The 13,021-nt window shown below is 70.8% G+C and carries 9 protein-coding genes; 1 reads left to right on the top strand and 8 read right to left on the bottom strand.

The features are described 5' to 3' along the window. Nucleotides 1-176: 176 nt before the first annotated feature. From ACJ73U_RS07695 to eccD, 7 genes are all read right to left on the bottom strand, one after another. Nucleotides 177-2,933: a hypothetical protein gene (locus tag ACJ73U_RS07695; protein ID WP_407776838.1), complete on the bottom strand. Its 2,757-nt coding sequence runs from the start codon at nt 2,931-2,933 to the stop codon at nt 177-179. A 116-nt stretch (nt 2,934-3,049) separates the two neighbouring features. Next, nucleotides 3,050-3,502, bottom strand: coding sequence for a hypothetical protein (locus ACJ73U_RS07700; protein ID WP_407776839.1), 453 nt, complete (start codon nt 3,500-3,502; stop codon nt 3,050-3,052). 9 nt (nt 3,503-3,511) lie between these two features. Beyond that, nucleotides 3,512-3,865: a hypothetical protein gene (locus tag ACJ73U_RS07705; RefSeq protein WP_407776840.1), complete on the bottom strand. Its 354-nt coding sequence runs from the start codon at nt 3,863-3,865 to the stop codon at nt 3,512-3,514. Between the two features lie 98 nt (nt 3,866-3,963). After that, nucleotides 3,964-4,251 (bottom strand): WXG100 family type VII secretion target, encoded by a 288-nt coding sequence (locus tag ACJ73U_RS07710; RefSeq protein ID WP_407776841.1) that lies wholly within the window; start codon nt 4,249-4,251, stop codon nt 3,964-3,966. Nucleotides 4,252-4,296: 45 nt separating this feature from the next. Beyond that, nucleotides 4,297-4,629, bottom strand: a complete 333-nt coding sequence (locus ACJ73U_RS07715; protein ID WP_407776842.1) for a hypothetical protein — start codon at nt 4,627-4,629, stop codon at nt 4,297-4,299. 152 nt (nt 4,630-4,781) lie between these two features. Next, complete coding sequence (eccB, locus tag ACJ73U_RS07720; protein WP_407776843.1) at nt 4,782-6,203, bottom strand: type VII secretion protein EccB; 1,422 nt, start codon at nt 6,201-6,203, stop codon at nt 4,782-4,784. Further along, nucleotides 6,203-7,600: a type VII secretion integral membrane protein EccD gene (gene eccD, locus ACJ73U_RS07725; protein ID WP_407776844.1), complete on the bottom strand. Its 1,398-nt coding sequence runs from the start codon at nt 7,598-7,600 to the stop codon at nt 6,203-6,205. Before eccD ends, eccB begins: the two co-directional genes overlap by 1 nt. A gap of 141 nt (nt 7,601-7,741) precedes the next feature. On the opposite strand from eccD, the gene eccCa reads away from it, so the two are divergent. Then, nucleotides 7,742-11,722, top strand: a complete 3,981-nt coding sequence (gene eccCa / locus ACJ73U_RS07730; RefSeq protein ID WP_407776845.1) for a type VII secretion protein EccCa — start codon at nt 7,742-7,744, stop codon at nt 11,720-11,722. A 329-nt stretch (nt 11,723-12,051) separates the two neighbouring features. Here the strand turns inward: eccCa and mycP are convergent. Then, nucleotides 12,052-13,021, bottom strand: a 970-nt coding sequence (gene mycP / locus ACJ73U_RS07735; protein WP_407776846.1) for a type VII secretion-associated serine protease mycosin, incomplete at its 5' end; no start/stop codon positions are given.

Below are 13,021 nucleotides of genomic sequence, written 5' to 3' on the forward strand. Positions count from 1 at the left end.
CGGTCGAGCACGTCCTGCAGCCGGCCGCCGGCCTGGTCGAAGGCCGAGGCGCGCTGGTAGAACACGTCCGGGCTGATCTCCATGACCAGCTGGGAGATCTGCTCGAACGTCAGCCCTTCCAGCCAGGGGTCGTCGGGGTTCGGCGGCGGGTTGGGCGGCCCACTGTCAACCATGGCCTAGGTCCTCGTCGTCCGGCCGAGAACGGAGTCGTCCCCGTCCTCGTCGTCGCTCCAGGCGTCCTTGTCGGCCTGCAGCCAGATCTGCGGCTCGCGCTGGTTGTTGTTCTGGCCCATGCCACCACCCATGCCACCCATACCGCCCATGCCCATCGGCATGCCGCCGCCGCCCATGCCACTGCTCAGGGGCGCACCGGCGGTGGCCGGAATCCCGGCGCTCACCGGACTGGACACGGTCCGGACACCGGGGGTGGTGAACCCGCGCTGCTGGGCGACGTCGGTGTCGAACTGCGCGCGGGCCGGGCTCTCGCCGCCACCACCGCCGCCGATGCCACCACCGCCGATGCCACCGCCACCACCGCCGAGCCCGCCACCACCGCCGCCGGAGGCACCGCCACCACCGCCGAGGAAGTCCTTCATCGCGTCCAGGCCGCCGGTGCCGGACGGCTTGATGCCGTCGATGGCGTGGTCGACCGCGGCCCTGGCGTCCTGGAGGGCCTGCTTCGCCTCCGGGTCGGTCTCCTTGCCGATCATGTCGTCGAGCGCCTTGTCGACCGCGCCCCGCGCGTCGGTGAGCGCCTGCTTCGCCTCCGGGTCCTCGGCGTCCGGGCCACCGGAGACGGTCGACGGGTGGCCATTGGTGCCGCCGTCGGTGCCGAGGCCGTTGATCGCGTCGGCGACCTTGTCCTTGGCGTCCTGCAGCGCCTGGCGCGCCTCGGGGTCGGTGGTGTGGGCCAGCGCGTCGTCGAGCGCCTTGTTCGCCGCGTCGCCCGCGTCCTTGACGGCATCGCCGCCGGCACCCGTGTCCAGGCCGTCGATCGCCTTGCCGACCGCGTCCTTGGCCGCGTCGAGCGCCTGCTGCGCCTGCGGGTCGGTGGTGCCCGCCTTGACGTCGTCGAGCGCGTGGAGCGCCTTGTCCTTGGCGTCGCCCAGCGCGCCGGCCTTGTCCGGGTCGATGCCGTCGATGGCCTTGTCGACCGCGTCCTTGGCGTCCTGGAGCGCGTGCTTCGCCGCCGGGTCGTCGGTCTTCCCCAGCGCGTCGTCGAGCGCCTTGTCCGCCGCGTCGCCCGCCTTCTGCAACGCGTCGGCGGGGCTGTCGGCGTGCACGCCGTCGATGGCGTCGCCGACGGCCTTCTTCGCGTCCTCGAGGGCCTGCTTCGCCGCGGGGTCGTCGGTCTTCCCGATCGCGTCGTCGATGGCGTGCATGGCCTTGTCCTTGGCCTGGTCCTTGGCGCCCTCGACCCCCGGGTCGTCGCCGAGCCCGTCGATCGCGTCGCCGACCGCCTTCTTCGCGTCGTCCAGCGCCTTGTCGGCCTCCGGGTCGTCGGTGCCGTTCGCGATGCCGTCGATGGCGTCCTGGGCGGCCTTCTTCGCGTCGTCCAGCGCCTTGGACCGGCCCGAGCCGGAACCCGAACCGCCGGACGAGCCGCCACCCGGGGTGGACATCCCCGGCACGGCGCCACCGCCACCGCTCTCGCCGCCACCGGCGCCGCTGTCGCCGCCACCGGAACCACCGCCCAGGCCGTCGATCGCGTCGCCGACCGCCTTCTTCGCGTCGTCCAGCGCCTTCTGGGCCTCGGGGTCGGTGGTGCCCGCCTTGACGCCGTCGATCGCGTCCTGGGCGGCCTTCTTGGCCGAGTCGAGCGCGCCGGTGTCCGGCTTGCCGGCACCGGAGCCGCCCCCGGAGCCGGAGCCGGAGCCCCCGCCACCCGTTTCGCCGCCGCCACCGGCGCCGGTCTCGCCGCCACCGGAACCACCGCCCAGGCCGTCGATCGCGTCGCCGACCGCCTTCTTCGCGTCGTCCAGCGCCTTCTGGGCCTCGGGGTCGGTCGTCTTCGCCTTGACGCCGTCGATCGCGTCCTGGGCGGCCTTCTTGGCCGAGTCGAGCGCACCGTTCCCGGCGCCCCCGCCCTTTCCGCCGCTCTGGCCGCCGCCCTGGCCGCCGGTCGTCTCGCCCTCCTCGTTCGGGGTGTTGGGGTCGTTCTCGCCCTGATCCTCCGTCTCCGCGGGGTCGGCGAGCTTTTGCTTCACCACGTTGCGCTTCGAGGCCGTGTAGGTCGGCTCCCCGTTGCCGTTGCCGTTGCCGTTGCCGTTCCCGTTGCCGTTCCCGTTCCCGTTGCCGTTGCCGTTGTTCGTGGTCTCGTGGCCACCGGCGATGTAGATGGGGGCGAGGTCCTGGCCGCGGGCGTTGTACTGCTTGCCCATCTCGCCGAGGAGGTCCTGGAGGTCCTTGATGAGGGCCTTCTCCGCGGTGTCGTCGATCTTGTCCATCGCGGACTTGAGCTCGTTGAGGACCGTGTTGAGGTCGGCCGTCGTCGTCGCGGCCTCGGCCTGGGCCGCGGCCAGGGCCTTCACCTTGAGCTGGGCGTCGGTCTTCTTCTTGTCGGAGGCGTCGATGATCTCCCACCAGCGGTTGGCGAACCACTGGATGCAGTGCCCGATGTTCCCGACGGTCAGGCCGTACTTCTTGGTGTCCAGGGTGTTGTAGAGGTCCTGGCTCTTCTTGAGCAGGTCGGTGCCGACCTTGTTGAACTCGTCGCCCGCCACGCCCTTGAGGTTGTCGGACAGCGACTTGATCTCCCTGGCGAACGCGTCGTTGACCTCGCCGAGCTTCTTCGTGGCGGCGTTCATCTGCGTCTCGAGCCGGTACCAGGCCTCGGCCGTGGTGTTGCCGGACAGGCTCGCCTGCGCGCCGTCCTTGGAGACCACCAGACCCGCGGTCACGTCGACGAGGGCGTTGAGAGTGTCGTACCGCATGGGGTCAAGCGGCGGTGCCGAGGCGTTGTACAGACCTACGCTCGGGACTTCCGATTCGGCCATTTCTCCAACCCTTGTCGATCGTGAGCTTCGAGACGGTTCTCGTTCGCGCGGGCTTACTTGCCGACCGGGGCGGTCAGGTCGTCGTTGTAGCCGTCGCCGTCCGTACCGTTGTTCTTGTTGTTCGGGTCATTCGTGTAGTTGTGCTGGTCGTTCTCGGTGTTCGTGTCCCACGTGTCCCACTGGCCCTCGAGCTTGGAATGCCAGTCGCCGAGCGCGTCCTTGATCTTCTGCGCGTTCTCCCCGTCGAGGTTGTTGAAGTCCTTGGCGATCTGGGTCAGCGTCGTCTCCAGGCTGTCGAACGTCATCCGCATGTGCTCCGCGTGCGCCACGATCGCGTTGCGCCGGTCGTCCACGATGCGCTCGAGCCACTGCGCCAGCTCGAACTTCCCCGCGTTCGGCCAGTGCGGCTTCAGGTCGTTGAACGGCGCCATGTCATCGAGGATCCTGCCGATGTTGATCGCCGCGTTCTTGACGTTCTCCGCGCTGTACTGGGTCGTCTCGGTCATGCCGTACGCCTACTTCGACGGCTCGCCGAGCGCGGCGAGGTCCTCGTACACGCGGGTCCGCAGGTCGGCGACCACGGCCAGGATCGACTCGGCGTTGTTCTGGTCGATGTTCTCCACGTCCGTGGCGACCTTCGTCAGCGCCTTCGAGATCTCGTCGAGCGAGATCTTCAGCTGGTCGGTGTTCGCGAGGACACCGTTGCGGCGGTCGTCGATGATCGCCTGGAGCTGCTGGGCGAGGTCGAAGTTGCCGATCGACGGCCAGTTCGCCCGCAGCGCGGTGAAGGCGGACATGTCGTCCATGATGCGACCCAGGCTGGTCGCGGACTCCTTGACGGCTTCGACGTTGATGTTCGTGTTGGTCATCTCAAGCCTCCACGCGGGACGGTGGGTTGATCCGAAGAGGACGGTCGCGATGGTGGGTGCCGGGCGGGATGGCGCCCGGCACACCCACCGCGCGGACATCAGCTACCGGCGACGTTCTGGCCGCCCTTCGCGTCCTGCTGTCGCATGTCGTCCGCGCCCTGGCCGAACGTGGTCTTCAGGTTGGTGAGGATGTCCACGTTCGCCCGCAGGTCGGCCTCGAGGTCGTCGCAGAGCTTGTTGTAGGCGTCGGCCGTGCTACCGGTCCAGTTGCCCATGATCTGCTTGACCTGCTGCTGCTGCTCGTCGGTCTGGTTGGCGATCTCCGTGGCCTTCTTGGCCATCATGTCGATGGCCTCGTCGATGGCCTGGTAGTCGTAGGTGATCATCGCAGTTCTCCTGTGTCCGCTGTGGTCGGGAAAAGTCGGTGCGGGTTACTTGACGCCGAGGAAGGTGCCGGTCTCCAGCGGAATGTTCATGATCTGCTGGTTGGACGTCTCGTCCGTGCCTTCCTGGTTGTTGGACTCGCGCCGGATGTTCTCGGCCATGGCCTGCATGTGCGCGATCACCGACTTCTTGACGTTCTCGACCCAGGTGTCGGTCGAGGTGCTCAGCGCCTGGGTGGCCGCGCTCTTGCTCGCCTGCAGCACGTGCTCGACGTCCAGCTTCAGCTGGTCGAGCTGTGCGCAGATGGCCTCACGGGTGGTGTCGTGGTTGTCGGCCTGCTTGCGGATCTCGTCCGGGTCGAGCTGTGTCGTGTGCGCCATGAGATCTCCTTGGTTTCGATTTCTCTTCCTGTGAAGCCCTGGCAGCCATAAGAACAGCCCGGCTACCACTCACACGTTAGGTCTGGAACTGGCAAGGGAAGCGGCTTCGGCCCGCTGTCGGGCGAACAAGCGGGACTCCCCTCATGAGCCGGTCACTGTGCCTGGACGCGCAGCGCGGCCTCGGTGCTCAGCACCGGCCCGGACGGCAGCAGCGCGAGCATCGCGCCGGACATCGCGACGGCGGACTGCCCGGAGTAGCCGAGCGCCGCCACCACGTCCGAACTCGCCAGCGGGTACTTCATGCCCGTCTCGGTGACCAGGTAGACGGCGTTGAGCGCCGCCTCGGGCGTCTGCTGTTCCCTGACCAGCACGCCGGCTCCCGCCGGGATCAGTATCCGGTCGGCGGTCACGCCTTCCTCGTGCGCGGCCACCGGCATGGCTTCCTTGTGGACACTGGACGGCACGAACCCGGTGACGACCCGCATCTCCCCCTTGCCGACGGGGAAGAAGGCCACGCACGCCGAGTCGTTCTGGCCGGGCTGCGCGATCCGCGGCGGCATCTGCGGCAGGCCGCCGACCAGGTCGGGGCCGCTGTTGGACGACGGCACTCCGGCCAGCGCGCCCGGCCCCACCTCGATGGGCGTCACGGGCGAGCCGCCGTAGGCGTCCCTGGTGAACGGCGCGGCCAGCAGCAGTGCCGCCGTGGTCGGGGAGAGCGGCGCCAACCCGTCGTCGCGCACCAGGTAGAGCTGGTCGGCGCCGATGGCCGGGTTGCGGACCAGGTAGACCTGGCCGACCACGCTCGGGTTGCCGTCGACGTCCGGTCCCGGCTCGCCGGTGTTCGGGGTCCTGCGCACCGCGAAGTCCTGGCCCTGCGGAACGGGGTTCAACCAGGCCGCCGTGACGTCCACGGGGTCGATGCCGCCGTAGCCGAGCGCGGTCGCCTCGATCCTGCCGGGGATCCTGTGCCGCTTGCCCTGCCAGATCAGGAAGATCGTCCCGTCGGGGGCGCGCACCAGCAGGCCCTGCGAGTCGTTCACCGTCATCTCGAACGACTGTCCGATCAGGAGGGTGGTGGTCGGGCCGGTGACCTGGGCGCCGGTGCTCGGCGGCTGCGCGCAGGTCGTCCACGGGCCGCTGTTGAGCGCGTTCGCCGCCGGCAACGCGTCCGGGGCGCCCGGGATGCCGATCGGCTGGCCCACCGGCGTGCCGGCCAGCGACTTCTGTGACACCTTGTAGACCGTGCCGCCGTTCTTCCCGGCGGCCAGCCGCGCCGAGGAGTAGTTGAGCACCGGCCGGAGCTGGTCCTCGAGGAAGACGTAGCGCGCGCCGGTGTCCTCGTTCATCACGATCGCCCCGGGTTGGTGCCACGTCACGTTGCCACCCGGAACGAAGAGGCCGATGATCCCGAAGACCCCCATCAGTACGGCCCCGAGGATCACGCCGAGGAACGTGCCGGTGTTCAGCCGCTTGTTCGGCTGCGCCAGCACGTCCGGCTTGCCGTGCACCACGGCGGACACGAGCCTGCCCACCACGAAGAAGTAGGCCTGTACCTGATCGCGCCGAGACTGCATCAGCCCGCCAATCCACGCATCCAGGCGTACACGCCCAGCACCTGCAACAGGATCGGGATCACGGCGACGGCGGCGACCGACTCGAGGATCTCCACCGCGCGACCCCAGTACGGCCGCAACCGCCTGGCCGGCAACATCCTGCTGAACAGCAGCAGGACGACCCCGACCGCGAACAGCGGCAGGACCACCGCGAGCAGGCGGCCCGACTCGGTCCGCTCACCGGCGAACTGGTAGATGTTCGTGCCGACGCAGACGATCGCCGGCAGCATGACCGCCCACCGCTGCACCACACCGCTGGGGTGGCGGGTGCGCAGGAGCAGCAGGAACGCGATCACCAGCGACAGCACCTCGGTCCAGCCGTTGCCGTCGATGACGAGTACCGGCAGCAGGACCGCCACCGCGGCGCCGAGCCCGGCGTGCAGTGCCGTCGAGTACCCGACGGTCGCCGCGCCGCGCTCGATCACCATCCTCGCGGGCACCGGGTCGATGTCCTCGGAGAGCTCCGGGGCGTCGGTGGGCAGCATCGGCAGCGTCAGCCCGGACAGCCGGAACGACGTGGCCGGCACGAAGACCCCGACGACGAGGCAGATCGCGAGGCCGATGCCCACGGCCTGTTGGAGGTTCACCGAGGCGGCCGAGGCGATGAGCCCGGTGATCCCGAGCGCGAGTACGAACAGGATGGCGCCGGCGAACAGGAGCGCCGCGTCGGCGACGAGGAACATCCCGACGCACAGCACCAGGAAGGCGACGACGAGCCCGACGGTCACCTCGACCGTGAACGTGGCCAGCGGTGCCAACTGCTGGGTGAGGAGCACACCGCCCACCACGGCGTAGCAGACCGAGACGCCGGCCAGAATCATCGCGCCGGGCGGGTCGGCCACACTCCGGGCGACCAGGGCGCTCCCGCAGAGCAGCAGGACCGCGCCGGCCAGCGCCAGGACGGCCTGCGTGCCGACGGACCCGGCGCCGGGCAGCAGGACCAGCCCGAGCAGGAGGGCCGCGGCCGCGGCGATCCGGAAGATCCAGCGGGTGTGCCGGGGCTGCCACGCGCCGGGGTGCTCGCGAACCTGCTCACCGACACCGTCGACGAGGTCGTCGTAGTCGATCGGCGCCAGCTGGTCCGCCCGCGGTCGCAGGTAGACGGTCTCCCCGTCGAGCAGGTTGAGCTCGGCCAGCGTCCGGTCCTCGTCCAGCGGCGCCTCACCGACGCGCTGCACGACCCAGCCCTCGTGGTCGGCACCCTGCTCGATCCAGTCGGCACCGAACTGCGGCAGCACCGCGGGCAACAGGTCGGTCAAGGTCGCCTCGGTCGGCAGGGCCACCTCGGTCGCCCGGTGCCCGAGAACGAACCGTAGCCTCGCCGACGTCGTTGTGCGATGCTGTGTCTGCTCTTCCATCTGGTGTCAGGTCCTTTCCTGCCAGGGATCCCAGACCGTGAACCAGGCCCGAACCTAACGCCGCGTGGCACGCGTGCTCTGTGTAGAGAGCCCCGCGAGCGCGAAATAGGGGAAGTCCACTCACCACCGAGGGAGAGCCACATGAGCACGGTGCTTTTCGCGCGCCGAGCACGGCGACCTAAGCCAGCCGTGCCGGGTGACGAGATCCAGATCCAGGAACCGCCCGCCGTACCCGAGGACCAGGGTGGCGGGATCAGCTCGGTCCTGATGTACGCGCCGATGGGCCTCGGCTCCATCGCGATGGTGATGATGTTCGTCCGGCCCGGGTCCGGGCTCATGTCCTACATCGGTGGCGGCATGATGCTGGTGTCCGTAGTCGGCATGCTGATCGTGCAGCTCGTGCGCAGTTCGGTGACGCACAAGCAGAAGCTGCACGGCCACCGGCGCGACTACATCCGCTACCTCACCCAGCTGCGGGGCCGGGTCCGCAGGGCGCTCGCCGCCCAGCAGCGCGCGGCGCGCTGGATCCACCCCGACCCGCGCGCGCTGTGGTCGACGGCGCTGGGCTACCGCCTCTGGGAGCGCCGCCCCGCGCAGGACGACTTCGGCGAGGTCCGCATCGGCGTCGGCACGCAGCGTTCGGCGCTCAAGCTCCTCCCCCCGGACACCAAGCCGATCGAGGACCTCGAACCGCTGGCCGCGCACGCCCTGCGCCGCTTCCTCCGCGCCTACTCCACCCTCCCGAACGCCCCCATCGCCGTGTACCTGCGCGGGTTCGGCCAGATCCAGTTCACCGGCGACGACACCGCCGTGATGGACCTGGTGCGCGCGATGCTCGGCCAGCTCGCCACCGCGCACGCGCCCGGCGACGTCCGGATCGCGCTGTGCGCCGCCGACGACCGGCTGGAGCGCTGGGACTGGCTGAAGTGGCTGCCGCACAACCAGGACCTGGAGAGCCGCGACGCCGCGGGCGCGCGCCGGCTCGTCGGCGAGGGCATCAGCGAGGTGGAGCTGCTGCTCGGCGGCCCGTCCTTCACCGGCCGCCCGCGCTTCGAGGCCGACACCCCGGTCACCGCGTCCGAGCCGTACGTGGTGCTCATCGTCGACGGCGCGCAGATCCCCGCCGACCACCGGGCCGCCGACGAGGGCTACCGCAACGCGGTGGTGCTCGACGTGTCCGGCAGCCTGCCGTGGCACCAGCGGGCGGGCGTGCTGTTCCTCGAGGTCGTGCCGGGCGCGGCGAGCACCGTGAGCTTCGACCGGCTCGGCCGGCCCCAGACCAAGCCCCTCTGCACCCCCGACACGCTCAGCGTCCGGGCGGCCGGCGCGCTGGCGCGGACCATGGCCCGGTACCGGGTCGGCGAGGTGTCCGAGGACGAGGAGCCGATGGCCGCCGACTACGACCTGGCCGCGATGCTGGGCATCGGCGACGTCGCCCACTTCGAGCCGACGCGTTACCGCCGGGAGCGGATGACCGCCAAGCGGCGGCTGCGGGTGCCGATCGGCATCGCCGCCAACGGCACCCCGCTGGAGCTGGACATCAAGGAGGCCGCCGAGGACGGGATGGGCCCGCACGGCCTGTGCGTCGGCGCCACCGGCTCCGGCAAGAGCGAGCTGCTCCGCACGCTCGTGCTCGCGCTGGCCACCACGCACTCGCCGGAGGACCTCAACTTCGTGCTGGTGGACTTCAAGGGTGGCGCCGCCTTCCTCGGGTTCGACCAGCTGCCGCACACCTCGGCGGTCATCACGAACCTCGCCGAGGAGCTGGAGCTGGTCGACCGCATGCAGGACGCGCTCACCGGCGAGATGAACCGGCGCCAGGAGTACCTGCGTGCCGCCGGCAACTACGCGTCCCGCCGCGACTACGAGGCCGCGCGGGCGCAGGGTGTGCCGCTGGAGCCGATGCCGGCCCTGTTCATCGTGGTCGACGAGTTCTCCGAGATGCTGTCGAGCAAGCCGGAGTTCATCGACGTGTTCGCCATGATCGGCCGGCTGGGCCGGTCGCTGGGCGTGCACCTGCTGCTCGCGTCGCAGCGCCTCGACGAGGGCCGGATCCACAAGGTGGAGACGCACCTGTCCTACCGGATCGGCCTGCGCACGTTCTCCGCGATGGAGAGCCGCAGCGTCATCGGCGTGCCGGACGCGTACGAGCTGCCGAACAGCCCGGGCAACGGCTACCTGCGACCGGACACCCAGACGCTCATCCGCTTCAAGGGCGCGTACTCCTCGTCCCTGTACCGGCCGAAGCGGCGCGGCACGGTGGACAAGTCGGCCGACCAGCGCGTGGTGCCGTTCGGGATGCGGTACATCGAGCCGCAGCACCAGCCGGACCCGGACCCCGAGCCGGAGCCGGACGAGCAGGAGAGCCTGGACACGGTGCTCGACGTGCTGCTCACGCGCCTGAAGGACATCGGCCCGCGGGCGCACCAGGTGTGGCTGCCGCCGCTGAAGCGGTCCGCGACGCTCGACCAGCTGCTGCCGCCGCTGGTGGACGACCCGAACCTCGGACCGCGGCCGGTCGGCGGGTACGGCACCGGCACCCTCACCGTCCCGGTCGGCCTGATCGACCTGCCCGCGCAGCAGAAGCGCGAGCTGCTGATCGCGAACCTGTCCGGCAGCAAGGGCAACGTGGCGGTCGTCGGCGGTGTGCAGAGCGGCAAGAGCACCATGCTGCGCACCCTGATCTCCGCGCTGGCGCTGACCCACACCGCGGCGGAGGTCCAGTTCTACTGCCTGGACTTCGGCGGCACGCTCACCGCGCTCGCGAAGCTGCCCCACGTCGGCAGCCTGGCCAACCGCCTCGACCGGGACCGCGTCACGCGGACCGTGCTCGAGGTCGTCAACCTGATGGCCAAGCGCGAGGCGATCTTCGCCGACCACAACATCGACTCGATGACCAGCTACCGGCGCGCCCGCCGGGAGGGCAGGTTCACCGACATCGACCCGTACGGCGACGTGTTCCTGGTGGTCGACGGCTGGTACACGATCCGCCAGGACTTCGACGACATCGAGGACAAGTTCACCGAGTTGGCCGCCCGCGGCCTGAGCTTCGGCATCCACCTGGTGGTCGCGTCGAACCGCTGGTCGGAGATGCGGCCGTGGCTGCGGGACGTGCTCGGCACGCGGTTCGAGCTGAAGCTGGGTGACCCGGTCGACTCCGAGGTCAACAGCCGGTTCGCCGCGACCGTGCCGGCCATCCCGGGCCGCGGCATCACCCCGGACCGCCTGCACTTCCTCGCCGCGCTCCCCCGCATCGACGGCACGTCGGAGACGGAGGACCTGGCGGAGGCCACGGTGGAACTGGCCGAGGCGCTGGCCCTGCCCACGGCACCGACCGCGCCGAAGGTCAGGCTGCTGCCGCACACGCTCGTGGTGCGGGAGCTGCCCGGCCCGACCGCCCCCGGCAAGGCCGCGGAGATGCGGGTGCCGCTGGGCGTCGACGACGTGGAGCTGGCCCCGCTGTGGCACGACTTCGACGCGAGCCCGCACCTGCTGATCTACGGCGACGCGGAGACCGGCAAGACCAACCTGCTGCGGCACATCGCCCGCAGCGTGGCCGCGCACCACACCAACGACGAGGCACGGATCATGTTCGGCGACTTCCGCCGCGAGCTGCACGACAGCGTCCCCGCCAGCTACCAGCTCGAGTACGCGGTGGGCGCGGAGGCACTGGCCAAGTCGATCGCCGGCGCGGCGCAGGCGCTCAAGGGCCGCCTCCCCGGCCCGGAGATCCCGCCGAGCCGACTGTCCAAGCGGGACTGGTGGGAGGGCGGCCGCCTCTACATCATCATCGACGACTACGAGCTGGCCGAGTCCTCCAGCCCGCTCGACGCGCTGATCCCGCTGTTCCCCCAGGCCGCGGACATCGGCTTCCACGTGATCATCGCCCGCAGCACCTCGGGCGGCAGCCGGTCGATGATGACCCAGTCGATCCGGCGGATGTGGGAGCTGGGCACGCCGGCGCTGCTGCTGTCCTGCCCGAAGGGCGAGGGATCGTTCCTCGGCAACCTGAAGCCGCGGGTGCTGCCGGTCGGCCGTGGTCAGTTCGTCAACCGCCGCCGCGCGGTGCGGCTGGTCCAGACCCCGCTCCTCGAGGGCTTCGTCAAGGCGGACAAGGGCTGAGAGCACCCGGGCCGTCGGTCCCCTGGGATCACCCCCGGGTGGACCGGCGGCCCCTGCTGTGTCTCATTCCCCAGGACGTGCGCGGCCGCGGACGGCGAGCTGGTCCGTCGACCACGACTTGTCTTTGGGACTACGCGAAGCGGCGGCTCTGGATCCCTTCGCCGCCGACTTCTCCGCCCGGCACAGCCGATTCTGGACCGGGTGTCCCCGCACAGCCGAGTGTGGACCGGGTGTCCCGGCACAGCCGAGTGTGGACCGGGTGTACGGATGTTCGGCCTGTTCACCGGATCGCCGAGTGCGTGTTCCCGGCGGGCACGAGGGCCGGAGAGCTAGTTCTCCGGGGTGGCGACCTCGACCACGCGGGCGGGCCGGAACCCGCGCCTGCGGCCCGCGCCGAGCATCCGGACCAGCAGCAGTGCGGTCAGCACGAGGACCACGGCGCCGATCATGCCGGCCACGGCCAGCACCGGCCCCATCTCGTCGTGCGGGACGACGGGCGCGGCGGTCGCGTTCGGGGGCATGACCTTCTGCGGCTCCGCGCCGGTCTCGTCCGGCAGCACGGTGGTCACGGCGGCCAGGGGGTTCACCATGCCCCAGCCCAGTGCCGGGTCGGGCAGCGCGACGGCCGGGTGCGAGGCCGTGGCCAGCAACCGGTGCTTGACCTGTGCGGCGGAGAGCCCCGGCCGGTAGGCGCGGACGAGCGCGGCGACGCCGGCGACGAAGGGCGCGGAGTAGCTGGTGCCGTTGCCCTTCCAGTGCCCGGGGCCGCCCGGCCCGAGCCCGAGGATGTCGACCCCCGGCGCCACGAGCGACACGAAGGGACCGGTCTGCGAGAACTCGGCGTGCTGCCCGGACTCGTCCACGGCCCCGACCGCGATCACCGTGGGGAAGGCCGCGGGATAGGTGACGGGGTCGCCCTGGTTCCCGCTGTTGGCGGCCGAGGCGACGACGACCACGTCGTGCTCGTCGGCGTACCGGACGGCGTCGGCGAGCGCGGCGTTCTGCTCGGTCGTGCTGGCCGACACGTTGATCACCTGCGCGCCGCCGTCGACCGCGGCCCGGATCCCGGCCGCCATCCCGTCGGGGGTCAGCGCCCCCGGCGCGTTCGGCGTGTCGGTGGTGGCGCAGCGAACCGGCAGGATCCGCACACCGGGCGCCACCCCGACGTACCCCGTCCCCTGGGTGGGCTTGGCCGCGATGATCCCGGCGACGAACGTGCCGTGCCCGAAGCAGTCGGTGTCGGCCGGCGCGTGCCCGGGTTTGGTCGTGTCGACGCCCGGCAGCACGATCCCCCGCAAC

The sequence above is a fragment of the Actinophytocola sp. genome, from assembly GCF_045807065.1.
Taxonomy (GTDB): Bacteria; Actinomycetota; Actinomycetes; order Mycobacteriales; family Pseudonocardiaceae; genus Actinophytocola.